This is a genomic window from Prevotella heparinolytica (assembly GCF_002998535.1).
Classification (GTDB): Bacteria; Bacteroidota; Bacteroidia; order Bacteroidales; family Bacteroidaceae; genus Bacteroides; species Bacteroides heparinolyticus.
This window is the reverse complement of sequence record NZ_CP027234.1, coordinates 929172-954295: the sequence shown is the minus strand read 5'-3', so window position 1 is coordinate 954295 and position 25124 is coordinate 929172. Positions and strand designations below refer to the sequence as shown.

19 protein-coding genes are annotated in these 25124 nt (G+C 46.9%); 7 read left to right on the top strand and 12 right to left on the bottom strand.

The genetic code is table 11. The features are described 5' to 3' along the window. Positions 1 to 60: 60 nt before the first annotated feature. Genes C3V43_RS03960 through nuoE form a run of 3 tightly spaced genes read left to right on the top strand, consistent with a single transcriptional unit; the run spans position 61 to position 4257 of the window. On the top strand, positions 61 to 1968 hold the full coding sequence (locus C3V43_RS03960; RefSeq protein WP_106068691.1) for an NADH-quinone oxidoreductase subunit NuoF: 1908 nt from the start codon (positions 61 to 63) through the stop codon (positions 1966 to 1968). A 14-nt stretch (positions 1969 to 1982) separates the two neighbouring features. Then, positions 1983 to 3749, top strand: coding sequence for an NADH-dependent [FeFe] hydrogenase, group A6 (locus tag C3V43_RS03955; RefSeq protein WP_106068690.1), 1767 nt, complete (start codon positions 1983 to 1985; stop codon positions 3747 to 3749). A gap of 19 nt (positions 3750 to 3768) precedes the next feature. After that, positions 3769 to 4257 carry an NADH-quinone oxidoreductase subunit NuoE gene (nuoE, locus tag C3V43_RS03950; RefSeq protein WP_106068689.1) on the top strand — a complete coding sequence of 163 codons (489 nt, stop codon included), beginning with the start codon at positions 3769 to 3771 and terminating at the stop codon, positions 4255 to 4257. 380 nt (positions 4258 to 4637) lie between these two features. On the opposite strand, the gene hydF is transcribed toward nuoE, so the two are convergent. From hydF to C3V43_RS03930, 4 genes are all read right to left on the bottom strand, one after another. Continuing rightward, positions 4638 to 5837 (bottom strand): [FeFe] hydrogenase H-cluster maturation GTPase HydF, encoded by a 1200-nt coding sequence (gene hydF, locus C3V43_RS03945; protein WP_106068688.1) that lies wholly within the window; start codon positions 5835 to 5837, stop codon positions 4638 to 4640. Between the two features lie 16 nt (positions 5838 to 5853). Next, a complete protein-coding gene (hydG, locus tag C3V43_RS03940; RefSeq protein WP_394336161.1) occupies positions 5854 to 7263 on the bottom strand; it encodes a [FeFe] hydrogenase H-cluster radical SAM maturase HydG in 1410 nt (469 codons plus the stop codon). Positions 7264 to 7282: 19 nt separating this feature from the next. After that, positions 7283 to 8347: a [FeFe] hydrogenase H-cluster radical SAM maturase HydE gene (gene hydE, locus C3V43_RS03935; protein ID WP_106068687.1), complete on the bottom strand. Its 1065-nt coding sequence runs from the start codon at positions 8345 to 8347 to the stop codon at positions 7283 to 7285. A gap of 64 nt (positions 8348 to 8411) precedes the next feature. Further along, complete coding sequence (locus C3V43_RS03930) at positions 8412 to 9872, bottom strand: monomeric [FeFe] hydrogenase (RefSeq protein WP_106068686.1); 1461 nt, start codon at positions 9870 to 9872, stop codon at positions 8412 to 8414. Positions 9873 to 10457: 585 nt separating this feature from the next. Here C3V43_RS03930 and C3V43_RS03925 point away from each other — a divergent pair. Beyond that, positions 10458 to 10955: a GNAT family N-acetyltransferase gene (locus C3V43_RS03925; protein ID WP_106068685.1), complete on the top strand. Its 498-nt coding sequence runs from the start codon at positions 10458 to 10460 to the stop codon at positions 10953 to 10955. Positions 10956 to 11035: 80 nt separating this feature from the next. Here C3V43_RS03925 and C3V43_RS03920 read toward each other — a convergent pair whose 3' ends face one another. The 3 genes from C3V43_RS03920 to uvrA all read right to left on the bottom strand — a co-directional run bounded on the left by C3V43_RS03920 (position 11036) and on the right by uvrA (position 16057). Next, positions 11036 to 12598 (bottom strand): peptide MFS transporter, encoded by a 1563-nt coding sequence (locus tag C3V43_RS03920; protein WP_106068684.1) that lies wholly within the window; start codon positions 12596 to 12598, stop codon positions 11036 to 11038. 94 nt (positions 12599 to 12692) lie between these two features. After that, a complete protein-coding gene (gene ybaK / locus C3V43_RS03915) occupies positions 12693 to 13172 on the bottom strand; it encodes a Cys-tRNA(Pro) deacylase (protein WP_106068683.1) in 480 nt (159 codons plus the stop codon). Between the two features lie 59 nt (positions 13173 to 13231). Continuing rightward, the gene (gene uvrA / locus C3V43_RS03910; protein WP_106068682.1) at positions 13232 to 16057 is read right to left on the bottom strand and encodes an excinuclease ABC subunit UvrA; all 2826 of its coding nucleotides are present in this window, start codon (positions 16055 to 16057) and stop codon (positions 13232 to 13234) included. Between the two features lie 463 nt (positions 16058 to 16520). On the opposite strand from uvrA, the gene C3V43_RS03905 reads away from it, so the two are divergent. Beyond that, positions 16521 to 18308, top strand: coding sequence for a muramidase family protein (locus C3V43_RS03905; protein ID WP_106068681.1), 1788 nt, complete (start codon positions 16521 to 16523; stop codon positions 18306 to 18308). Between the two features lie 36 nt (positions 18309 to 18344). Beyond that, a complete protein-coding gene (locus tag C3V43_RS03900; protein WP_106068680.1) occupies positions 18345 to 19040 on the top strand; it encodes a porin family protein in 696 nt (231 codons plus the stop codon). A 99-nt stretch (positions 19041 to 19139) separates the two neighbouring features. On the opposite strand, the gene C3V43_RS03895 is transcribed toward C3V43_RS03900, so the two are convergent. From C3V43_RS03895 to C3V43_RS03875, 5 genes are all read right to left on the bottom strand, one after another. Continuing rightward, positions 19140 to 19601, bottom strand: coding sequence for a DUF4293 domain-containing protein (locus tag C3V43_RS03895; protein WP_106068679.1), 462 nt, complete (start codon positions 19599 to 19601; stop codon positions 19140 to 19142). Positions 19602 to 19605: 4 nt separating this feature from the next. After that, a complete protein-coding gene (locus C3V43_RS03890) occupies positions 19606 to 19941 on the bottom strand; it encodes a DNA-directed RNA polymerase subunit omega (RefSeq protein WP_106068678.1) in 336 nt (111 codons plus the stop codon). A gap of 51 nt (positions 19942 to 19992) precedes the next feature. Further along, positions 19993 to 20796 carry an outer membrane protein assembly factor BamD gene (locus C3V43_RS03885; RefSeq protein WP_106068677.1) on the bottom strand — a complete coding sequence of 268 codons (804 nt, stop codon included), beginning with the start codon at positions 20794 to 20796 and terminating at the stop codon, positions 19993 to 19995. 178 nt (positions 20797 to 20974) lie between these two features. Next, positions 20975 to 21400 carry an amino acid-binding protein gene (locus tag C3V43_RS03880; protein ID WP_057098070.1) on the bottom strand — a complete coding sequence of 142 codons (426 nt, stop codon included), beginning with the start codon at positions 21398 to 21400 and terminating at the stop codon, positions 20975 to 20977. A gap of 26 nt (positions 21401 to 21426) precedes the next feature. Then, positions 21427 to 22725, bottom strand: coding sequence for a phenylacetate--CoA ligase family protein (locus C3V43_RS03875; protein WP_106070449.1), 1299 nt, complete (start codon positions 22723 to 22725; stop codon positions 21427 to 21429). Between the two features lie 113 nt (positions 22726 to 22838). Here C3V43_RS03875 and uvrB point away from each other — a divergent pair, with 113 nt between their 5' ends. Further along, positions 22839 to 24899, top strand: coding sequence for an excinuclease ABC subunit UvrB (gene uvrB, locus C3V43_RS03865; protein WP_106068676.1), 2061 nt, complete (start codon positions 22839 to 22841; stop codon positions 24897 to 24899). Positions 24900 to 25124 lie beyond the last annotated feature (225 nt).

The following is a 25124-nucleotide window of genomic DNA, read 5'->3' as shown; positions in this document are numbered from 1 at the left end:
TTTATTTTTGCTATTTTTAAATATTTTCATATCTTTGTTTCCGACCTAATCCATTACGTAATGAAAATACTGACTAATCATGATCTGGAAGCTATCAGGAAGAGGGCGGAAAATGCGCTTCGGCTACGCAAGCAAAGCAATGAGTTGCGAACGGAACAATGCTGCGGACTGGCATCGGGCACAAAGCATCTGCAAATCCTGATTTGTGGCGGTACAGGATGCAAAGCCTCTGCCAGCCATGTCATTGCCGAGAGACTGCGGCAGGCACTCGAAAAAAACAAAATTACCGACAAGGTAGACGTGATTACAACCGGCTGCTTCGGCTTTTGCGAGAAAGGGCCTATTGTCAAGATTATCCCCGACAATACGTTCTATACACAAGTCGCTCCGGAAGATGCCGATGAAATCATCGGCAAGCATATCATCGGCGGGCAAAAAGTAGAACGACTGCTCTACGTAGACCCTAAGACGGAAAAGGCTGTCAGCGACTCCAAGCACATGGACTTCTATCGGAAGCAAATGCGCATAGCTTTACGCAACTGTGGCTTCATCGACCCTGAAAACATAGAAGAATACATCGCCCTGAATGGTTACAGAGCATTGGCAGAGAGTTTGCTTACCAAGAAACCGGAAGAAGTGATGGAAGTAATAAAGTGTTCCGGACTGCGCGGACGCGGCGGAGGCGGTTTCCCCACCGGAAAGAAATGGGAATTTGCCGCCCATCAGCAAGCGGATATAAAATATGTAGTGTGCAATGCCGATGAAGGCGACCCCGGCGCATTCATGGACCGCTCCATCATGGAAGGCGACCCGCACTCTATTGTAGAGGCGATGGCCATCTGCGGCTACTCCATAGGTTCGTCGAAAGGATTGGTTTACATCCGTGCCGAATACCCGCTTGCCATCCAACGCTTGAAGACAGCCATTGCGCAAGCTCGCGAATACGGGCTATTGGGCAACAACATTTTCTGTACAGACTTCTGTTTCGACATCGAAATCCGTTATGGCGCAGGAGCGTTTGTCTGTGGCGAAGAGACGGCGCTTATTCACTCCATGGAAGGAAAACGCGGCGAACCTACCCTGAAACCACCCTTCCCGGCAGAAACCGGATACTTGGGAAAGCCCACCAACGTGAACAATGTGGAGACACTTGCCAACATACCGATTATACTTACAAAAGGAGCCGAATGGTTTTCGTCCATCGGAACGGAACATTCTAAAGGAACCAAAGTTTTCGCCCTTGCCGGAAAAATCAATAACGTAGGGTTGATAGAGGTTCCTATGGGTACGACACTTCGCGAAGTCATCTACGAAATCGGCGGCGGCATAAAGGGGGGCAAGAAGTTCAAAGCCGTGCAGACAGGCGGCCCCTCCGGAGGCTGCCTGACAGAGAAGCATCTGGACACCCCGATAGACTTCGACAACCTGCTTGCAGAAGGCTCCATGATGGGTTCGGGCGGCATGATTGTGATGGATGAAGACGACTGCATGGTGTCAGTAGCCCGTTTCTACCTCGAATTCACCGTAGAAGAGTCTTGTGGGAAATGTACTCCATGCCGCATCGGCAACAAGCGGTTGCTTGAGATTCTGAACAAGATAACCCAAGGTTGCGGAACGGAAAAGGACTTGAAAAAACTCTCCACGCTGGGGCAGGTGATAAAGGATACCGCCCTCTGCGGATTAGGACAGACCTCACCCAATCCGGTGCTCTCCACGCTCAACAACTTCTACGATGAATATCTGGAACACGTAAAGGACAGAGTGTGCCGGGCACGGCAATGTAAGTCGCTGCTCACCTACACCATCAATCCGGAATTATGTATCGGGTGCCACCTCTGCTTCAAACATTGCCCGGCAGATGCTATCTTGGGAGATGTGCGCAAACCGCATGTCATCAATCCGGACAAATGTATCAAATGCGGCATGTGCATGGCGCGCTGCAAATTCAAAGCAATATCTGTATGCTAAAAACCTAACCCGTCATGGAAGAGAAACAAATAACCTTGCAAATAGACCGCCACTATATCACCGTACCTCAAGGAACCACCATTCTGGAAGCGGCACGGAAAACAGGCATCGACATCCCTACCCTTTGCCACATAAACCTGAAGGGTACTTGCATCAAGAATAATCCGGCATCGTGCCGCATCTGTGTGGTGGAAGTAGAAGGACGACGCAACCTTGCTCCTGCCTGTGCCACGCGTTGCACGGAAGGAATGGTGGTGCGCACCAGCACGTTGCGTGTAATGAATGCCCGTAAAGTGGTGGCCGAGCTGATATTATCCGACCATCCCAATGATTGCCTCACCTGCCCCAAATGCGGTGATTGCGAATTGCAGACATTGGCACTGCGCTTCAATATTCGTGCCATGCCGTTCAACGGAGGCGAACTCTCTCCCCGCAAACGTGAAGTAACTTCATCCATCGTGCGAAACATGGATAAATGTATCTTCTGCCGTCGTTGCGAAAGTGTATGCAACGAAGTGCAGACCGTGGGCGCATTGGGTGCCATCCGCCGCGGATTCAACACGACCATTGCTCCGGCCTTCGACAAGATGATGACGGACAGCGAATGTACCTATTGCGGACAATGCGTTGCCGTCTGCCCCGTAGGAGCACTGACCGAACGCGACCACACCAATCGTCTGCTCGAAGATTTGGAGAACCCCGACAAAGTGGTCATCGTGCAAACAGCCCCTGCCGTACGTGCCGCTTTGGGCGAAGAATTCGGATTGCCTCCCGGCACACTGGTGACGGGGAAAATGGTATATGCCTTGCGCGAACTGGGATTCGACTATGTGTTCGACACAGATTTTGCAGCCGACCTCACCATCATGGAAGAAGGGGCCGAAATTCTGAAACGACTGACCGCTTATCTGAACGGCGACAAGTCTGTACGCCTGCCCATTCTCACCTCCTGCTGCCCGGCATGGGTCAACTTCTTCGAGCATCATTTCCCCGATCTGCTCGATATCCCCTCCACAGCACGTTCGCCACAGCAAATGTTCGGCTCCATCGCCAAAACATACTGGGCGGAGAAGATGGGCATTCCGCGCGAAAAACTGGTGGTGGTATCCATCATGCCCTGTCTGGCCAAAAAATACGAATGTGACCGGGAGGAGTTCAAGACGAACGGTAATCCCGACGTAGACTACTCCATTTCAACCCGCGAACTGGCCCGTCTCACCAAACGTGCCAACATAGGCTTCACACTGCTGACCGATAAAGAGTTCGATCTGCCTATGGGAGCATCGACGGGTGCCGGTGTCATCTTCGGAACCACCGGAGGCGTGATGGAAGCCGCCTTGCGCTCGGTCTGCGAAATCTACACCGGAAACACATTGGAGAACGTGAACTTCGAGCAAGTACGCGGATTGGCAGGTGTGCGGCGGGCAACCATTGATCTGAACGGCTTTGAACTGAAAGTGGGCATTGCCCACGGGTTGGGAAACGCACGCCGGCTGCTGGAGGATATCCGCAACGGTCGGAACGAGTATCATGCCATTGAAATCATGGCATGCCCCGGCGGTTGCATAGGCGGTGGCGGACAACCGTTGCACCACGGCCATTCGGATGTGCTTTATGCACGTGCCAATGCTCTCTATCGTGAGGATGCCGCCAAGCCGTTGCGCAAATCGCACGAAAACCCATACATCAAGACATTGTATGAAGAGTATCTGGGCAAGCCTCTGAGTGAAACGGCAGAACATCTGCTGCATACACGTTATTTCAACAAATCCATTGATTAAACCGCTAAAAAGAAGAGCTATGTCAGAGATGAAACTGCCCTGCGACGTTGCCGAACAAGTACGTGCCATTTGCGACAAGCATGGCAATCGGCCGGGCGAACTTATCAACATATTGCACGAGGCCCAACACTTGCATGGATATCTGCCCGAAGAGATGCAACGCATCATCGCCTCCAAACTGAATATTCCGGTATCCCGCGTGTATGGGGTCGTGACTTTTTACACGTTTTTCACCATGCAACCCAAAGGCAAGCATCCCATTTCGGTATGTATGGGAACAGCTTGTTATGTACGAGGCTCGGAAAAACTGCTCGAAGAGTTCAAACGCGTATTGGGCATCGATGTGGGCGAAACAACTCCTGACGGGAAATATTCCCTCGACTGCCTCCGATGCGTGGGGGCCTGCGGATTAGCCCCCGTAGTAATGGTAGGAGATAAAGTTTACGGAAGGTTGCAACCGATAGACGTGAAGAAAATATTGGAAGAAGAGGATGAAAAGGGGGATTAGCGGTTAGTGGCAAGCAATCCGGGTTCGATATAAGGCTTTGGATATGGGTTTCATCCGTGCAAGAAAAACTCTTCATCAGCGGATAAAACCTGTCTCTGCCTTGTCTGAAACAGGAAGAGATTAGGAGGAAAGTTCTATCTTAGCGCTTGCGTTATATATCGCAGGCGCTAAGATATATATCGCAAGGCGCAAGATATATAACGCAAGCGCTAAGATAGAGTTTTCTCCCCTTGACGGTGAATGTTTTCAAGTGCGTCTCATCATCTTTCGGACGGCATCTCGTCTACTTCTTCTCTTAATATCGAATTCGGGTTAAGCAACAAGTGGTCAGCGATTGTGTGAAATCACGGCACAGCATGCCTTCCGCTTATCATTGACCGCTAACCGCCAATCACAACTTCTTTTCCGTGAATCTTCATTCCGCTCAAATAGGCGATTGCCACTCCGTAGTTCGTCATCGGAACTTGTTGCGAACGGGCATTTGCAATGCGGCCGAGCACATACTTCCGGTTAAACATGCAGGCACCGCAATGGATAATCAAATCATATCCGGAAAGGGAATCGGGAAAGTCATCTCCTGAGACAATATCAATCTGTAGATTCGGACCGACATGCCGACGCAACAGGCGGGGGAGTTTCACCCTTCCTATGTCTTCCGTAAGCGGAGCATGCGTACAGGCTTCCGCTATCAACACGCGCGATTGTTCCGTCAAACGATCAATGGCGGCCGCCCCTTCGACAAAACAGTCGATATCGCCTTTATATGCGGCAAAAAGTACGGAGAAAGAGGTCAGCCGGCTTTCCGCCGGCTTTTGCCGGCAGACTATGGGAAGCACCTGTGAGTCGGTAATAATCAGTTTCGGAGGATGTGCAAGCGTCCGCAAAGTGCCTGCAAGTTTGTCCGTGGTACAACATGTCACTATACATTTCTTGTCCAACAATTCACGGAGTGTCTGCACCTGCGGAAGGATAAGGCGGCCTTTAGGAGCTTGTATATCCTGCGGCATCACCAGAAGAACCGTATCTCCCTCTCGAACCAAATCTCCCGTGATACTTTCTCCACCAAAATCCTCCGGGATTTTCTTCAGGATAGCCTGATAGATTTCAGTTACACCGATACCCTCTTTGGCACAGACAATCAAAGGACGTTGGCCGCAATTATTCTCGATTTGAGAGGCCAGTGCGCCGGCATCCGGACGAAGGTCGGACTTGTTCAGAATAAGCACTGTCGGAATGTGATGCGCCTGCAGGCACTCCACCCACTGCTTCTCCTCCGCTCCGCCGTCTTCGCAAAGCAGCAGGGCGATATCTGCTTTCTCCACCACTTTTAAGGTTCGCTCCACGCGCATATTTCCCAGTTCATTTTCATTGTCGTCGAAACCGGGAGTGTCAATGAACAGGCATGCGCCGAGAGGATGTACTTCCATGGCCTTTGCCACAGGGTCGGTCGTAGTACCCGGTACGGCCGACACAAGTGCAATGTCCTGTCCGGTCAAAGCATTGATAAGACTGGATTTTCCACTGTTCCGCCTTCCGAAGAGAGCGATGTGCAGGCGGGTCGAACGAGGAATCTGATTCATCTTTTATTCTTTGTTTCTAAAACCTGAAGTCTCTTTTCCCTTTTTCTATCTCTTGCAGATTATTTAAAGCTATCCCCTTTATTTTCGGATTAGGAATGCGGTTTATTTCTTCTTGAATCACGCGTATTCCTTTCTCTCTTGTATCGGGCGAAGCATAATCTTCCAGATACTCTTTCAGCGTCATCAAAGCATTTGGTTGGCAGCAATTCGCTATCTGTCCGTTCTTCAGAAGCGACATAAAGCGGTCGCCGGTACGCCCTTCGCGATAGCAAGCGGTGCAGAAGCTGGGAATATGCCCCAGTTCGAGCAGCCAGTTCACCACTTCGTCCAACGTACGCCTGTCGCTCACATCAAACTGCGAAGCGCCTTGTTCTTCTTTTTCGGGTATGGCATATCCCCCTACACTGGTGCGCGAACCTCCGCTGATTTGCGAAATACCCAACTCAAGCACCCTGCGGCGCACAGCTTCCGTCTCGCGGGTAGAGATAATCATGCCGGTATAGGGCACCGCAATACGCGTAACCGCCACTATGCGGCAAAACACCTCATCCGAGATGGCATTCGGAAAATCTTCCGTCGAAATATCATCCGCCGGACAAATGCGCGGAACGCTGACGGTATGCGGCCCTACTCCGAAAGCGGCCTCCAGATGCTCGGCATGCATCAGCAGTCCCACGAAATCGTAACGATAGGTATTCAGTCCGAAAAGTACTCCCATACCCACATCATCTATACCACCTTCCATGGCACGGTCCATCGCTTCGGTATGATAGGCATAGTTGCTCTTAGGTCCTGTAGGATGCAACGCCTCATAGTTTTCCTTGTGATAAGTCTCCTGAAAAAGGATATAAGTACCGATGCCCGCCTCTTTCAGACGACGGTAATTCTCTACCGTGGTAGCAGCTATATTCACGTTGACCCTGCGGATGGCTCCGTTTTTATGACGGATGCCGTAAATCGTACGGATGGATTCAAGGATATAGTCGATAGGATTACGTAGCGGATCTTCTCCCGCCTCCAATGCCAGACGCTTGTGTCCCATATCCTGTAAAGCAATCACCTCTTGCCGTATCTCTTCCTGCGACAGCTTCTTGCGCAAAATAGTGCGATTCTTGGCATGATAGGGACAATATACGCAACCGTTCACACAATAATTGGACAGATACAGTGGAGCAAACATCACGATGCGATTGCCGTAGAACTTCTGCTTGATTTCCTTTGCCAGACGAAAAACACGCTCAGTCAAGTCGGGCTCGTCACACTCCAATAACACGGCAGCCTCCCGATGCGAGAGCCCCCCGCACAAACCCGCCTTTTCAATCAAGCTTTCTATCAGCCGGCGATTGTTTCGATTGGCCTGCGCATATTCCAGTGTATCCAATATCTCTTGATGATGGATAAACTCCTCCGCCCGTTTTGAGTTCATATTATACTTCACCGTACATTCATCCCTCATTTCCCACTTTCCTTTTTCCATTTTCATAATCTCCCCTTTCTCCCGACACTTCATACCCTATCCTTTCCAACCGTTCTTTCAATTCCCGTAATCCCTCGGCCGCTTCCGCCCCCGCAAACGCCTTATTGTCGTAAAGCAAATAGTCTGCCCGCCGCTTCTGCGGAGAGAGATTGGGCATCACCACATTCGCACCTGCCAGTATACCCCGTTCCCTCTCGTCCGGAGCAAGCGTTGCCAACGCAGTGGTAGCGGGTATTAATGCTGCCGGCAGCATCAGCCTGAAGATAGAAATAAGTTTCAGGCACAATCCGGCATTGCCCGGTGCAAAAGCAGCAAAAGGTGTGTCATGATGAGGAATAAAAGGACCAAGACCTATCATCTCCGGGCGAAACCGTTCGATGAAAAGAATATCTTCCACCAAATGGTGGATATTCTGATACGGACTTCCTACCATGATGCCCGTCCCCACCTGATAGCCAATCTCCTTCAGCCAATCCAGACACTGCAACCGATAAGCAAGCGACATGTCAGCAGGATGCAACTTACGATAGTGTTGTATATTGCAAGTTTCATGTCGAAGCAGATAGCGGTTAGCTCCTGCCCGGAAAAAACGTTCGTACGTTCCGTAAGACTTTTCGCCCAACGACAATGTTATGGCACATTCCGGAAAACTCCGGCGGATGCAAGCAACAATATTCTCCATCCATTCATCTTTTATATCCGGCATCTCACCACCTTGCAATACAAAAGTGCGAAAGCCCAACCTATATCCTTCGCAGCAACACTCAAGAATCTCCTCTTGTGTCAACTCATAGCGGTTTATACGGCTGTTTGACTTTCGTATTCCGCAATAATAGCAATTATTGCGACATCTGTTTGTAATTTCTATCAGTCCACGAATGAAAATCTTATTACCGAAACGGGCAAACGTCTCTTCCCGTGCCTGTCTATGCAGATAATCCGTCACCTCGGCATCACGGCAAAGCAATAGTTGTTTATATTCTTCAACGGTCAGCGTACGTCTGCAGCGCAATCTGTCAACCAAATTCTTCATTACGATTTCTTTGGAGAGAGGAATATCGGCTCTTGTTTCATCCGCTTCTAAAATATAAATATCATCAATAAGTCTTCTCTTGTTTGGCCAACTTCTGCACCAACTGCCGTTTGCCGGCCACTACCTCGTTGTGCGCACACGGTCCGGTAATACACCCTCCTTCGCATGCCATTACCTCGACAAACTGTCCCGGAACCTTGCCGGTCTTGGCATAAGCCCGCAGTGTTCCGATGTTTTTCTTATCCAGATTAGCCACCTGAATAGCATTGATATCGGCCGCTTCTTCTTTCAAATAAGATATTACAGCTCCCATCACGCCGCCTGCCTGTGCAAAACCATGCGCTTCGCGCACGGAAGCGAATGTCATCGGATAAGGTTTGGCTTCTTTAATACGAATGTCGAGACCGGCCAAGACAGAAGCCATTTCCTCAAAGGTCAGGACAAAATCCACCGCTTCGTCCCATTGAGCCTCTTTGCGCTTGGCCAAACAAGGACCAATGAATACGACACTCGCATCAGGATGCTTCTTCTTCGCGATACGTGCGGCATAATACATCGGCGACCCGGTGCCCGATACATAAGGCTTCATTGCAGGAATATGCTTGTTCACCAGTTCGATGTACGACGGGCAACAAGAAGTCGTCATAAACTTCTGCCCCTCCTCCAGTTTCTCAACCAGTTCGTGCGCCTCGTTGCTCATGGTATCCATTGCTCCTTGAGCCACCTCGATAACATCGGCGAAACCCACTTCCTTCAGTGCACCGTACACTTGCTCGATGGTTGTATCGAACTGACCTAAGATAGAAGGTGCCACAATAGCCACCATTTGTTCGCCCTTGCGGATGCGATGTAGCACATCGAATACTTGGGATATTTCAAAAATGGCGCCGAACGGACAGGCATTGAGACATTTTCCGCAATAGATACATTTGCTCTCGTCAATGTGCTCTATCCCTTCTTCGTCTTTACTGATTGCCTTTACCGGACAAGCCTCTTCGCAAGGTACGGGAATATATACGATGGCGTGGTAGGGACAGCTTTTGTGGCAAATGCCGCAACTGATACACACATCGTGGTCGATGCGTGCCTGACTGTTTTCTTTCAGCGACACCGCATTCTTGGGACAATTAGTCAAACAACTTCGTGCTATACATCCGCGACAAAGGTTTGTTATTTCGTAGTTTATCTGCACACAAGCCGAACAGGCTTCATCTATCACGCACATGATGCGCTCTTTCGGCCTGCCGTTCTCCGCCCTGTTCAGCGCACGAGCCGCATATTCCGACAACGGAGTCAACTCATTCGTTTCATCCTCCATATCCAGCCCCAGCAACGGCAATGATTTGTATTTCCATACAGCCCGCTCTTTGTGTATGCAACAGCGTCCTGCATGTTTCGACTTTTTCGGGGTCAGCTCAATAGGTAGACGATCTATTTTCTCTACGAGTTCATTGTTTTTCCACAGACTTACCAGCTCTTTCAGCAATCTGTGACGCACGATCATAGTGTTGTTGGTAAATGCCATAATAATTGTAAGGTTCAGAATCAGTTAGTTTGTGACGTTTGCAAAGATAATATTTTTAGCATAATTAGCATGGTTTTACAAATAAGTTTACGTAAATAAATCCGAGCAAACTCATCACATGAATTCTATATGCCGTCCACCAAAACTATTCTCGGATATTCAGGATTCGCTCTGCTTTATGCTTTCTATTGAGCCATCATCTCCATCCTTCCTATCTTCCAACGAATTTATTTACACACTTCAACTTGCGAGACTCTCTTCACTTTTACTTTCGAATCTTTGTTCGCAGTGCGCGAATATCTGTTCGCACGGCGCGAACGTTTGTCCGCAGCGTGCGGATTTGTATTCGCACGGTGCGAACAGAGATTTATTCAGGCTGAAAACAAGTTTACTCTACACCACACACGATTTTATTCTATGGATACACGAAGTTTATTCCATAGATGCAATACATCCGTGTTATCAACTATTTCTGCTAATATTTTATCTTGCTTTTGTCACATGAAAATAACCGTCGCCAATTCAGTCTTTACAAAAAAACATATAACTTTGTATCAAATAATGTTTTAAAGCATTTTATCCCTTATGTTCAGCATCAGAAAAGCAACGACTGCCGACTGTGAATTGATACACCGATTGGCACAACAAGTTTTCCCTGTAACGTACAAAGACATCCTCACTCATGAACAAACAGAATACATGATGGAATGGATGTACTCGACAGAGAACCTGCGTAAACAAATGGAAGAGGAAGGACACGTCTATCTCCTTGCCTGCGAGGGAGAAGAAACCGCAGGATATGCCTCCGTGGAACAGCAAGGTGAGGCACTGTTCCATCTGCAGAAAATCTACGTGCTGCCTCGTTATCAGGGTGCACATTGCGGTAGCTTTCTGTTTCGTGAGGCCATTCGGTATATCAAAGCTATCCATCCCTCTCCTTGTATGCTGGAGTTAAATGTGAATCGCAACAACAAAGCTGTGCACTTTTACGAGCACATGGGAATGCGTAAACTGCGCGAAGGAGATTTCCCGATAGGAAACGGGTACTATATGAATGATTATATCATGGGAATGGAAATATAAAAAAAGACTGTGCATTCTCTTCGCAAGCATCCCTACTTGTTCAGACTGCACAGTCCTTATATTTTATTATAACCTCAAGCTTATTTTGTCACCCGTTCCAGCCACTTCACCATGGCCAGCATCACGCCCATGGACACAAGGCAAACCACAAAGAACACGGTCCAGCATTGCCAAATAGGAATTTTGTTGTACATCAACGGGCCAACCCAAAGGAAGAGGTTTCCTATCGCCGTCGCACCAAGCCACAATCCCTGACATAAGCCCTGAATATGTTTCGGGGCTACCTTTGAAACAAAAGAGAGGCCAAGCGGTGAAATAAAGAGTTCCGCAACTGTCAAAAAGAAATAGATAACAATCAGCACCCAAGGTCCTGCCTTCATTCCTGCCTTGGCGGAATCTGCCATAGCCTTGAAGTCGGTAGCCGAAGGATAATCTTGCATAGCCGAATATAGGGCAAGGAACAAGAAGGCAATACCTGCGATTCCCATACCGATAGCTATCTTCTTCGGAGTAGAAATCTCCTTGCCGCGACGAGTGAGAGCACCGAAGAAAAGCATGATGAGCGGAGTAAGTGCAATGACAAAGAAAGGATTCACGGCCTGCCAGATTTCGGGCGCAATGCTGTCCGTAACAACAAAGTCACGCGCAAAGAGCGAGAGCGATTGTCCGTTCTGGTGGAATGAGAACCAGAAGAAAATCACGATACCCAGCACTGCGAACAAGGCATACAAGCGTTGCTTGATTTCCTTGGCCATAGCCACTTTCTCTTCGGGTGTATAATCTACGGATTCCTGTTTTGTCTTTTTACCCGGCGTGGGGAATACTTTCCGGCATACTACGAAAACAAGCAGAGAAATCAGCATGGCACCCACAGAAGCAATAAATGAGTAGTGGATACCTGTATTGAATACATCGAGATACTGTGTACAGAATGAAGTCATATCCGGAGTAACGGTTCCGCCTACTTTTACAACCAATTCCGTAAGATTCTGCAAATGATCGGAAGCCATCTTTCCACCTTCCTTGATGTATTGATGACACAGTGCCGGCAAGTCGGCATTATATGCCAAACTGTGGGCTTTCAGCCACCACTCTCTAAGCAGAGGAGCCACAAACGGGGCAATCAGACCACCAATATTAATGAATACATAGAATATCTGGAAACCTGAATCACGACGGCTTTTTGCCAACTTAACGGCTTCCGGCCCTTGTTTTTCAGCTTCCTTTTCAAAGTTGTCGTACATTTGCCCCACAATGGCTTGCAGATTTCCCTTAAAAAGTCCGTTGCCGAATGCTATAAGAAACAGAGCCATACAGGTCAGAGGAAGCAGCCAGCCGATATTTCCGGCAGTAGACAGGATGGGGATGGAAAGAATAATATAACCCAATGACATCACTATCAATCCGGACATGATTGTTCCTTTATAGTTTTGTGTCCTATCGGCAATGATACCGCCTACCAAACTTAATACATAAATTCCGCAGTAGAAAACCGAATAAATAATGGAACTACTCTCGTCGCTCAAACCGAATTTAGAGCAAAGGAACAACACCAGTACCGCATTCATGATGTAGTAGCCGAACCGTTCGCCCATGTTAGAGATAGCAGCCGCCAACAAACCTTTAGGGTGATTCTTGAACATAAAAATTAGTTTTTAAAGTTAGTAATAGAATTCATATCTTGAATAATTCCTGCAAATATATAATTTCTTCCGAATATTTTCTTAAAACAGGTTCTTATTCATTAAAAAGAATGCAAACTTCCGCCCGGATTTCCTTTATCAAATCTTTCGGATTCAATTTGAGCTGCAACCCGCGTTGTCCGGCACTGATATAGATATAGGGAAAGCAAAGGCATGTTTCGTGGATATAGGTAGGGAAAGATTTCTTCATGCCGATGGGCGAACAACCGCCACGGATATATCCCGTCAGAGGAAGGAGTTCCTTCATGGGAATCAAGTCGCATTTCTTATTGCCGGACACCTTGGCCGCTAACTTCAAGTCCACTTCATGCTCACCGGGAATCACGCAGACAAAATATCCGTTCTTGTCTCCATGGAGAATCAATGTTTTAAATACACAGTTGATGTCTTCGCCCAAACCGGCAGCCACATGAACCGCACTCAAATCGTGCTCGTCCACTTCATAGGGAATGAGTTCATAAGCTATTTTTGCTTTATCGAGCAGCCTCGCTGCATTTGTCTTATTTATTTTCATCGTCAGACGATTTGTGGATGGAATAAGCGATTTTATATTATTTCTCGTAAGATTCTCGGTTAGCCAAGCTCTGCACGCAGGAACTTAGGTGTGTATCCTTTCTCACTCCTTGCCACTTCTTCGGGTGTACCGCAGGAAAGGAGTTCTCCCCCGCCCTTTCCGCCTTCAGGTCCCATATCGATGATATAATCGGCCATCTTAATGACGTCGAGATTATGTTCGATGACTATAACGGTATTTCCTTTGTCAACAAGCCTGTTCAGAACATTCATCAGAACACGGATGTCTTCGAAATGAAGCCCGGTGGTAGGTTCGTCGAGGATATAAAGAGTTTTGCCCGTATCGCGTTTCGACAGTTCGGTGGCCAACTTCACGCGTTGGCTTTCTCCTCCGGAAAGCGTAGTGGATGACTGCCCCAGCTTGATATACCCCAATCCTACCTCCTGAATCACCTTAATCTTGTTCAATATTTGAGGAATATTTTCAAAGAACTCCACCGCACGGTTGATGGTCATGTCAAGCACATCGGCAATAGACTTTCCTTTAAAGCGCACCTCCAGCGTCTCGCGGTTATAGCGTTTACCGTGACACACTTCGCAAGGCACATACACATCGGGCAGGAAGTTCATTTCAATGGTTTTATAGCCGTTTCCCTGACAAGCTTCGCAACGTCCGCCACTGACGTTGAATGAGAAACGTCCCGGTTTATACCCGCGTATCTTCGCTTCGGGTAATCCGACAAACAAGTTGCGTATATCGGAGAAAACTCCTGTGTAGGTGGCCGGATTGGAGCGCGGTGTACGGCCTAAAGGCGATTGGTCTACATTCACCACTTTGTCAATGTATTCCAGCCCTTCTATACTGCCGTATTCCAAAGGGTCTTGAAGGGAGTGATAAAATCTTTGTGAAAGTATGGGCTGCAGTGTTTCGTTGATGAGCGTTGATTTGCCGCTGCCCGAAACTCCGGTAACACAAATCAGCTTGCCGAGCGGAAATTCCACATTTACATTTTTCAGGTTATTACCTTTTGCGCCACGCAACCACAAACTATGTCCGTTTCCCTCACGGCGTTTGGCAGGCACTTCAATGCCCCGTTCGCCATTCAGGTATTGAGAGGTCAGCGTGTGTGTCTGCAACATCTCGCGGGGAGTGCCAGCAAAAACCACCTCTCCTCCCATACGTCCGGCTGTCGGCCCCATGTCAATCACATAGTCGGCGGCCAGCATCATATCCTTGTCATGCTCCACAACAATGACAGAGTTGCCTATATCGCGCAGCTCTTTTAAAGAATGAATCAAGCGTTGGTTGTCACGCTGATGCAAACCAATACTTGGTTCGTCCAGAATATACAGCACATTCACCAGTTGAGAGCCTATTTGCGTAGCCAGGCGGATGCGCTGGCTCTCACCTCCGGAAAGACTGACGGCTGTACGGTTCAACGAAAGATAATCCAATCCCACATCGAGCAGAAATTTAAGACGCGTGCGGATTTCTTTCAGTATCTCCCCGGCAATTTGCCGTTGCTTGCTGCTGAGGAATGAATCTACATTTGTCAGCCAAGCATACAGCTCGCTGATATCCATAGTGGACAGTTCGTATATATTCTTGTCGTGAATGCGAAACGAAAGAGCCTCCTTGTTAAGTTTTGCTCCATGACACTCCGGACAAACCGCAGTCTTGGCAAACTGGTCGGCCCATTTTTGTGCCGTGGCCGAGAGATCCTTCTCCTGCAACATTTGAATATATTTCACGACCCCTTCAAACGTCACAAAATAATCGGAAGTAGTACCTATCAACGAGCTTTTTATCTTGATGCGTTCGTCCGAACCATACAGTATCTCGTCGAGTGCATCGTCCGGCAGTTCCTTGACCGGTGTTTTAAGTGTTGCTTCATACTTTTCTAACAGGGCATCAATCTGCCAGAAAATCATGCTGTTCTTATATTTCCCCAACGGAGCTATTGCACCTCCCGCGATGGACAGCTCGCGATCGGGAATTACTTTGTCCATATCGATTTGGCTGACGATTCCCAATCCTTTGCATTTGGGACATGCTCCCTGCGGCGAGTTGAATGAAAAGTTGTGCGGTGCCGGTTCCCGATAAGACAGCCCGGTGACGGGACACATCAACTGCTTGCTGTAATGTCGCAGGTCGTCGGTTTGGACATCGAGTATCATCAACAACCCATCTCCCTGCCGCATGGCGGCTGCCACGCTGTTCTTCAGACGCGTATCATCCTTATCAGCAACCACCAGTTTGTCTACCACCACTTCCACATCGTGATTTTTGTAGCGATCCAGCTTCATGCCCGGCAATGCCTCACGCACCTCTCCATCCACACGCACATATAGATAGCCTTTCTTGCGCACCTGTTCGAAAAGTTCCTTATAGTGCCCCTTACGGCTGCGCACCAACGGAGCAAGAATATAGATTCGTTTCCCTTTATAATCTTTCAAGATGAGTTCGAGTATCTGTTCTTCGGTATACTTCACCATCTTTTCTCCGGACAGATAGGAATAGGCTTCGCCGGCACGGGCATAGAGCAAACGAAGGTAGTCGTAAACTTCGGTCGTAGTCCCCACCGTGGAACGGGGATTCTTGTTCGTCGTCTTCTGTTCGATGGAAATAACGGGACTCAACCCGGTTATCTTATCCACATCCGGACGCTCCAGATTGCCCAGAAAGTTACGGGCATAAGCCGAAAAAGTCTCGATATAGCGCCGTTGCCCTTCGGCAAAAATCGTATCGAATGCCAACGATGATTTGCCGCTTCCGCTCAAACCGGTAATCACCGTAAGGCTGTTACGGGGAATTTCAACGTCGATATTCTTGAGATTGTGCACACGTGCACCATATACATTGATATATTCTGTTTCCTCCTGCATAATCTTTGGTTCTGTTTTGGTCTCTCCTTTTTCTTATCAAAGCCGTATCAGAACCGTGTCTACTCCGTATGTTCTTCGTACCTATAGATACGGACTTAATGCGGAGATGATACGGAACAGATACGAATTTTATCTGCCGAAAAAACGTCTTGTGTTTTCGGCTCCATGCTTCATAAGGGGACAAAAATAAGTTTTTTCCTCCGAATATCAACCTAAAAATAGTTAGAAACTACCCTGATTTTTATTTTATAGGCTGCTCGGACGCCTGTTCTGATATTAGTCACTATTATTGGAAGAGTTCTTTGTGAGAGACGGCATTCATAAAAAGTGAAAGGGTAAATTCAAGAACAGCTTCCAAAGAAGCAATATTATTTCTTAACGCAATCCGTTGGCTAATATAAGCCAATATTCTTATCTTTGCAACTACTTTGGGAAATTGTAAATATAAACCAACGATTACTGAATGAAAACTATAAACTGCATTATCTGCTCACTGCTGCTTGCCGGTGCATACAGTTTAGGAGCAATGGCACAAGAAAATCAGTCATATTTTCTGCATACCATCGAGAAAGGACAAAGTCTTTATTCCATAGCCAGCATGTATGGTGTCAGCCAATCGGACATTATCAAGCTGAATCCCGGAAGCGATGAGAAGATATATATCGGACGTACGATACGTATCCCTCGCAGTGTTGCCAATGTTCAAAAAGAAACCTATCATACCATCGAAGCTGGAGAAACGCTCTATCGCCTGACCATAAAATACAGTGTGTCAGCCAAAGCCATTTGTGATGCCAATCCTGGATTAAGTGCAGAGAACTTCCGTACCGGACAAGTTATACGCATCCCTTCTGCTTCCGAAGCCACCGTCGGTCTCTCCGAAACCAAAGGTAATACAACGATAACCGGAGTCACTATTCCGGGTCCTGTAGAATCTCGCTGTCGCGAAATGCATAAGGTGAAACGAAAAGAAACTATCTTCAGCATCAGCCGCGAATATGGAATCAGCGAAGCCGAACTGATCGCCGCTAACCCCGAACTGAAAGGTGAAAAACATATCAAGAAAGGTTCATTTCTTTGCATCCCATACGCAAAAGCACAGGCTGTTCAAGCGATTTCAAGCAATATGACTCCCACCGACAACGAATTGTTCAATGAGAACAGAAAAAAAGTCCAACGGTTCAATACCATCAAAGCAGCTTTGGTTCTTCCTTTCTTGGATGGCGTTTCAAAAAGCGAATCGTCTCGCATGGTGGAATATTATGAAGGGTTGCTCATGGCTGTAGATAGCTTGAAGCGCACCGGTACTTCCATAGATTTATATACCTACAACTCCGGCCCGGAAGACGCTTCATTGAATGCAGTGCTTGATAAAAGCGAAATGAAGGAAATGGATATCATCTTCGGTCCTTTATATCAACAGCACATCATGCCTTTGGCTGAATTTGCCAAGAAGCATAACACCCGTCTGGTGATACCCTTCACTTCAAAAGACAATACCGTATTCAGAAACCCTGCCGTGTATCAGATCAATACTCCTCAATCATACTTGTATTCCGAAGTGTACGATCATTTTGTACGCCAGTTTCTCAATGCCAACGTTATTTTTATCGAGGCGAGCCAAGGAACTAAAGATAAGGCAGAATTCATCAAAGGCTTGAAAGATGAATTGCGCAATCGCGCCATCCCCATGAAAAGCTTGAAAGAAGATGCCACGATAGAAACTTTGAAAACCGTATTGCGCGCTGATCGCGAAAACATCTTCATCCCGACCTCCGGTAGCAACCTGACGCTTATTAAAATTCTTCCTCAACTGACATTGTTGGTGCGTGAGCAGCCGGAAAGCCGTATCCACTTGTTCGGCTATCCGGAATGGCAGACCTATACCAAGGATCATCTGGATGCTTTCTTTGAATTAAGCACCTATTTCTATTCATCTTTCTATACCAACAACTTGTTGCCTGCTGCCATCAATTTCACAAAGAACTACCGCAAATGGTACAGTAAAGATATGGACGAACGTTATCCCAAATTCGGAATGCTGGGATTCGACACTGGCTACTTCTTCTTGAAAGGTCTGGTACGCTATGGTTCGGCATTTGAGGATAATATGCAACGGATGGACTTGACTCCGATACAAACCGGTTTTAAGTTTCAACGGGTAAACAACTGGGGCGGTTTCATCAACAAGAAGGTATTTTTTGTACACTTCACAAAAAATTATGAGTTGATGAAATTGGATTTCGACTGATAAGAGAAGTTGTACGGTCATTAAAGCTTGAAAAAAATGAAAATAAAAGCACTAATAGGAGTCGCCTTGCTTGCAGGCGCATGTGTATTGCCGGCAAATGCACAAGTGGGTGAACAACGTCATAATCTTGCCATCGGCATCAATGGAGGGATCAATCTGAACAAAGCCAGCTTCTCTCCTACCGTAAAACAAAAGAATCTGATGGGTATCAATGGCGGCATTACAGCTCGGTATATATCAGAAAGATACTTCAAAATGATTTGCGGTGCACAGCTTGAAATAAATCTCTCGCAACACGGATGGGACGAATACTACGAAGATTACCCCGCATTGAGCTATACACGCAACATGAATTATGTGGAAATACCTTTTCTAGCACATTTGGCTTTTGGTAAAGACCGTGGCATGCAACTTTTCATACATGCCGGCCCACAAATAGGCTTTTTGCTCAACAACAGCGAGAAAATAGATGGAGACTGGACAACCGCAGCTTCCGAGTCGTACATAACAGTAGAACAACATGGTAAACCTATTGATAATAAATTTGATTATGGTCTTACCGGAGGACTTGGTATAGAAGTGCGTACCAAGGCCGGCCATTTTTTAGTAGAAGGGAGATACTATTATGCTTTATCCGATTTCTATAACAGTGCCAAAAAAGACTTCTTTGCTCGCTCTGCACACGAAGTCATTACCGCCAAGATAACCTACCTGTTCGATTTGAAAAAATAAGATCCTACCAATAAATCGGAAACCTATAAAAAGAAAAGACAGACCAAGCATCCATTAAACACGTAGTCTGTCTTTATCATAAATCAGAATGTTATTTGCTTATCTTCTTAATCGATCTGCTGCCTTGACCATCAACTCATCTTTATAAATGGCGCGAAAAGCCAAATAGTTCAGTATTATAGAAACAGCAGGCAAACAAAGTGCCCACCCCAATCGGAAAGAAGCGGTCTCTGCACCATCTTTCAGCATAAAAGCGAACACGGTAAAAGCAATATAAAAACCTATCAGCAAAACACTGCTGAAAACAGTCATGCGTACTTGCAGCATCCGGTTGCGGAATAGAAAAATAGTGCCAAACACAATAATTGCACTCAGCAATAAAATACCGAACAATCCCCACGTAGAACGGAAACTTCCGTCGGCCATATACAGCCCTAAAGATTTAAAGGTACTTACAGTTACTCCATCCGCTCCGATGAAGTGTCCCATAGGCATGCACATGGCAACTACCAGCAATACAGTCACCAACAACAAATAAACGGATTGAATGCGCTGTATCATTATATTACTGCAATTTTTCTTTTTCCTTAGCCGGATTGCGATAATAAACCTTACCCTCAATATATTCTTGAGTAGCGATCAGAGTCGGTTTCGGCAATTTCTCATAATAACGGGAGATCTCGATTTGTTCCCGGTTCTCAAATACTTCTTCCAGATTGTCATTATAAGAGGCAAACTCAGCAAGTTTCTTGGAGAGGTCATTCTTGATCTCTACACTGATCTGGTTGGCACGCTTTCCAATGATTGCCACAGATTCGTATACATTATTGGTATCCTCACACAACTCCATCATATCACGAGTTACCGTACTGGCAGGAGCATTCGTTTTTCTGTAATCCATAATTTTATCCGTCTAATTTAAATTCTATATTGATATCTTTTTCCGGTTTCTTTAATCCTTTAATATTTTCTGCGCTTCCTTGAAGATACGGTCGGCCTCTTTCAGATATTTACTTTCAGGAAACTCATTCTTGAAAGCATAGTATTCATCTACCGCTTCACGGTAACGTTCAAGCTTTTTATCTTCCACGCTGTATATGGCCAATTCATGTTTGGCACGCAGTACGAGGATAGACAAATCTTCGCGTAGGTTAGTATATGGATAATCTTTCAAGGCGTTTTGTGCCGTAATGACACAAGCCTGATAGTTGTTACCCATGTAATTCCCCATATTATAATAAAGTTTAGCTGAAAGATATTCTTTCATCACCAGCTTGTCTTGCAATGCAAAAATCATATTCTGCGCTTCTTCTTTTCTGGTACTTTGGGGAAAGTATTCCATAAACATCTGCAATTGCTGAATGGCACTGTATGTTCCGGACTGATCCAAACGGGACTCAGGAGTATCCAAGAACAAAGCTTTACCGGCATGAAAACGAGCCAATTCAGCGAACGTACCACGGGGATAAACGTTGTAGTATTGAATAAAAGTCTGCGCCGCAGTCTGATAATCCTTCTGATTATAATAACTCATCCCCAACATGTAGAGAGATTCTTCAGCTTTATCAGTACCTTTAAGAATGGCAATCAGTTCGTTGAGAAGGGTTGCTGTACGGCTATACTGACCTTTTGCGAAGTAATTTTTTGCCGCTTCATACTTATATTCATAATCCGTGCTTTTCAGCAATTTGTTGTATTCTCCACACGAGGAGAGCAGCAAGGCTGCAAGCAGAGTTATCAGGGTATTTTTCTTCATTACTTTTATTCAAATAATGTGCAAAGATAGAGGTTCGCATCGAATTAAACAACGATACGGAACTTAAATTTTCAAAAACGGGTAATTAGATATTAGCGGTTAACGGTTAGTCGATTAGCAGATTGTGCTGTCATGCTGCATGCTCGCTAATCGCTAATCGTTACCCTCTAACCACTAATCAGAGTTTATATAAGTCGCTTGCCGCAAGCAAATCGACTTTCTTTTCTGTCAACACGCGAATGCAGTTGTCCATGTCATTCGGACGAATGATGACATTGGCTGTCTCACCGTTGGCAAAGGAATACATGTATTCGATAAACACGCCCTCGTCAGAAAGGAAACGAAGTACTTTGGCTAACGAACCGGGAATGTTGGGGCAACTAATACCCACCACATCGGTTACATTAACGGCAAAATGATTGTCCTTTAAAGCCTTGTATGCTTTATCCGGTTCAGATACAATGCCACGAAGAATACCGAAGTCGGCATTCTCTGCAATACACAGGGCAGAAAGGTTGACACCTTCCTTGGCAAGCACTTCCGTCACCTCCGTCAGGCGACCGGATTTGTTCTCTAAGAAAATGGAAAGTTGTTTTGCTACCATAGTAATATATTTACGGGGTATACTAATTATAATTTTCTGTTGTCGATGACACGCTTGGCCTTACCGACACTTCGCTCGATACTGCGAGGCTCAACCAAACGTACATCTACACCCAATCCGAGTACACTTTGCAAACGGACGACAAGTTTTTTCTTCAAATCCAACATCTTGTTGATTTCATCGGAATAATATTCCGGACGGACTTCAACCCGAAGTTCCATCGTATCGGTATTGTTCTTTCTATCGACCAGCAACAGATAGTGAGGTTCGAACTCAGGCATCTCAAGAACGACAGACTCGATTTGTGTCGGGAATACGTTCACTCCGTGAATAATCAGCATATCGTCACTGCGTCCGAGAATGCGATCCATACGCACCAATGTACGGCCACAGGTACATTTATCATAATGAAGAGCTGTGAGATCTTTGGTACGATAGCGCAGCAACGGCATTCCCTCTTTGGTGAGATGCGTAAACACCAATTCACCCGTCTCGCCGGGAGCAACCGGCTCAAGGGTTTTCGGGTCGACGATTTCGGGGAAATAATGGTCTTCATTAAGATGCGTGCCGTTTTGGCATTCACACTCATAGCCGACACCGGGACCGGCAATTTCACTCAAACCGTATATGTCGTATGCTTTGATGCCCAGTTTGGTTTCGATGTCACGACGCATGTTCTCAGTCCACGGTTCGGCACCGAAAGCACCGGCTTTCAACTTGAAGTCTTCGCGGGGAAAGCCGGAATCCTTGATGGCATCTGCCAGATAGAGCGCATAAGAAGGTGTGCAGCAAAGCACGGTCGAACCGAAATCGTGCATCAGCGTGATTTGCTTTTCGGTGTTACCGCTGGACATCGGAATAACGGATGCCCCGATATTCTCGGCACCGGCATGAGCGCCCAGACCACCGGTAAAAAGTCCGTAACCGTAAGATATCTGAAATACATCCGAACGTCCTGCTCCATAGGCCGTAAAAGCACGTGCAAGGCATTCGGCCCAAGCCGAGAGGTCTTTACGGGTGTAGCCCACCACAGTAGGCTTGCCTGTTGTCCCCGACGAAGCGTGGATACGTACAATCTGGCTCATCGGCACGGCACACAGGCCGAAAGGATAGTTGTCACGCAAATCATACTTTGTGGTAAAGGGAAGTTTCACGATATCGTCTATGCTGTTTATGTCATCGGGAGTGATGCCTAATTCCTGCATCTTCTTACGATAGAAAGGAGTGTCGTGATACACACGCTCCACGGTCTTTTTGAGACGAATGCTCTGGATTTTGCGAAGACTTTCGCGATCCATGCACTCGATGCTTTCATTCCAAATCATGTTCTTCGTTGTACTGTTCTTAGTGATTATTATCAAATAGCTGCAAAGTAAACAAAATATTTTGTTTATTTCGAAGATTTTGCCGAATATTGCCACTCATTAAGAAAAGAAAAATGAGCAAATTCGAGCTGACATCTGCCTATCGTCCCACGGGAGACCAACCTGAGGCCATCGCACAACTGACCGAAGGCATACGCGAGGGGCTTCCCGCACAAACTCTTCTCGGTGTCACCGGTTCGGGAAAGACATTCACCATAGCCAATGTTATTGCCAACATCAATAAACCGACCTTGATATTGAGCCACAATAAAACGTTGGCCGCACAACTATACAGTGAGTTCAAGAGCTTCTTCCCCAACAATGCGGTGGAGTATTATGTATCGTATTACGATTATTACCAACCGGAAGCCTACCTGCCTTCTTCGGACACCTATATAGAGAAGGACCTTGCCATCAACGACGAGATAGACAAACTGCGGCTTGCCGCCACCTCTGCCCTGCTTTCCGGCAGGAAAGACGTGGTGGTGGTATCGTCTGTTTCGTGCATCTACGGTATGGGAAATCCTGCCGACTTCTACAACAATGTCATTGAAGTGCAGCAAGGCAGAAATTTCAGCCGGAACGTATTCTTGCGACGCTTGGTGGATAGTCTCTATGTGCGCAACGACATAGACCTGAACCGTGGCAACTTCCGTGTGAAAGGAGATACCGTGGACATCTATCTGGCATACGCCGACAATCTGTTGCGCATTGTTTTTTGGGGCGATGAGATAGACAGCATCGAAGAGGTAGACCCCATCAGCGGTGTGACAGTCGGTAAATTCGATGCCTATAAGATTTATCCCGCCAACCTCTTCATGACAACCAAAGAAGCTACTTTGCGCGCCATCCACGAGATAGAGGACGACTTGCACAAACAGGTGCAATGGTTTGAAAGTGAAGGGCGTACCTTTGAAGCCAAACGCTTGCAGGAACGGGTGACTTATGATATGGAGATGATACGGGAGCTGGGACATTGTTCGGGCATAGAGAATTATTCGCGCTACTTCGACGGGCGGGCCGCCGGTACTCGCCCCTACTGCCTGCTGGACTTCTTTCCCGAAGATTTCCTGATAGTTATTGACGAAAGCCACGTCAGCGTTCCGCAGATACGTGCCATGTATGGAGGCGACCGTGCCCGCAAGGAGAATCTGGTGGAATACGGCTTCCGGCTGCCTGCTGCTAAAGATAACCGTCCGTTGAAGTTCGACGAGTTCGAAGAGATGGCCAAACAAGTGATTTACGTCAGCGCCACACCTGCCGATTATGAGCTGATGAAGTCGGAAGGCATTGTGGTAGAGCAGGTCATTCGTCCCACAGGATTGCTCGACCCTATCATTGAGGTGCGTCCCAGCCACAACCAGATAGACGACTTGATGGAAGAGATACAACTACGCATCGAGAAGAACGAACGCACTCTCGTAACCACCCTCACCAAACGAATGGCGGAGGAGCTGACCGAATATTTGCTGAACAATCAGGTGAGATGTAACTATATACACAGCGATGTAGATACGCTGGAACGAGTGAAAATCATGAGCGACCTTCGCGAAGGATTGTATGACGTACTGATTGGCGTGAATCTGTTGCGCGAAGGACTTGATTTGCCGGAGGTTTCTCTTGTGGCCATCCTTGATGCCGACAAAGAGGGCTTTCTCCGCTCCCACCGTTCGCTGACGCAGACTGCCGGCCGTGCTGCCCGCAACGTGAACGGAATGGTCATCATGTATGCCGACAAAATAACGGAAAGCATGCAAATGACTATTGATGAAACCAACCGACGCCGCGAGAAACAGTTGAAATACAACGAAGAGAACGGTATCACACCCCAGCAGATAAAAAAAGCGAAGAATCTCAATGTTTTTGCCACCGGCGAACCTTCTGCCCCGCCTGCTTCCGAGAATGAAAACCGGACCGGCAGTACTCCTCGTCCCTATGTGGAACAAGAACCAACGTCTTCTGTTGCCGCCGACCCGATTGTCCGGTACATGAACCGCGCGCAACTGGAAAAGAGCATCGAACGTACCAGAAAACTCATGCAGGAAGCAGCCAAGAAGCTCGACTTCATCGAAGCTGCCCAATATCGCGACGAGGTGTTGAAAATGGAAGAGTTGCTGAAAGAAAAAGCGAAATAGATCTCTAAAAAGGCTATAATATCAGAAGGAAAATCATAACAAGTGTTATAAAACTACAGTTTATTCCTCTTGCCTCTTGCAAGTTTCAAGAAAGTCCGTATATTTGCACTGTGTTTTTCATAGTATTAGATTTAAGGTTAACAAAGGTTGGAGTACAGCGGTACTCCTTTTTTTATGTCTAAAAGTTCTAAAAGTGAGAAAGGGAAGCCCTGTCTTCAAGAACAA

Bases quoted from the DNA above. Each gene is read 5' to 3' on its own strand.
- C3V43_RS03880 (WP_057098070.1), bottom strand. From the start codon at position 21,400: ATGGTAGCAAAACAACTTTCCATTTTCTTAGAGAACAAATCCGGTCGC.
- C3V43_RS03890 (WP_106068678.1), bottom strand. From the start codon at position 19,941: ATGGATTACAGAAAAACGAATGCTCCTGCCAGTACGGTAACTCGTGAT.
- uvrB (WP_106068676.1), top strand. From the start codon at position 22,839: ATGAGCAAATTCGAGCTGACATCTGCCTATCGTCCCACGGGAGACCAA.
- C3V43_RS03900 (WP_106068680.1), top strand. From the start codon at position 18,345: ATGAAAATAAAAGCACTAATAGGAGTCGCCTTGCTTGCAGGCGCATGT.
- hydG (WP_394336161.1), bottom strand. From the start codon at position 7,263: ATGAACTCAAAACGGGCGGAGGAGTTTATCCATCATCAAGAGATATTG.
- C3V43_RS03955 (WP_106068690.1), top strand. From the start codon at position 1,983: ATGGAAGAGAAACAAATAACCTTGCAAATAGACCGCCACTATATCACC.
- C3V43_RS03930 (WP_106068686.1), bottom strand. From the start codon at position 9,872: ATGGCATTTACCAACAACACTATGATCGTGCGTCACAGATTGCTGAAA.
- C3V43_RS03960 (WP_106068691.1), top strand. From the start codon at position 61: ATGAAAATACTGACTAATCATGATCTGGAAGCTATCAGGAAGAGGGCG.
- uvrA (WP_106068682.1), bottom strand. From the start codon at position 16,057: ATGCAGGAGGAAACAGAATATATCAATGTATATGGTGCACGTGTGCAC.
- nuoE (WP_106068689.1), top strand. From the start codon at position 3,769: ATGTCAGAGATGAAACTGCCCTGCGACGTTGCCGAACAAGTACGTGCC.
- C3V43_RS03920 (WP_106068684.1), bottom strand. From the start codon at position 12,598: ATGTTCAAGAATCACCCTAAAGGTTTGTTGGCGGCTGCTATCTCTAAC.
- C3V43_RS03875 (WP_106070449.1), bottom strand. From the start codon at position 22,725: ATGATTTGGAATGAAAGCATCGAGTGCATGGATCGCGAAAGTCTTCGC.
- C3V43_RS03895 (WP_106068679.1), bottom strand. From the start codon at position 19,601: ATGATACAGCGCATTCAATCCGTTTATTTGTTGTTGGTGACTGTATTG.
- C3V43_RS03885 (WP_106068677.1), bottom strand. From the start codon at position 20,796: ATGAAGAAAAATACCCTGATAACTCTGCTTGCAGCCTTGCTGCTCTCC.
- hydF (WP_106068688.1), bottom strand. From the start codon at position 5,837: ATGAATCAGATTCCTCGTTCGACCCGCCTGCACATCGCTCTCTTCGGA.
- ybaK (WP_106068683.1), bottom strand. From the start codon at position 13,172: ATGAAAATAAATAAGACAAATGCAGCGAGGCTGCTCGATAAAGCAAAA.
- C3V43_RS03925 (WP_106068685.1), top strand. From the start codon at position 10,458: ATGTTCAGCATCAGAAAAGCAACGACTGCCGACTGTGAATTGATACAC.
- hydE (WP_106068687.1), bottom strand. From the start codon at position 8,347: ATGAAGAATTTGGTTGACAGATTGCGCTGCAGACGTACGCTGACCGTT.
- C3V43_RS03905 (WP_106068681.1), top strand. From the start codon at position 16,521: ATGAAAACTATAAACTGCATTATCTGCTCACTGCTGCTTGCCGGTGCA.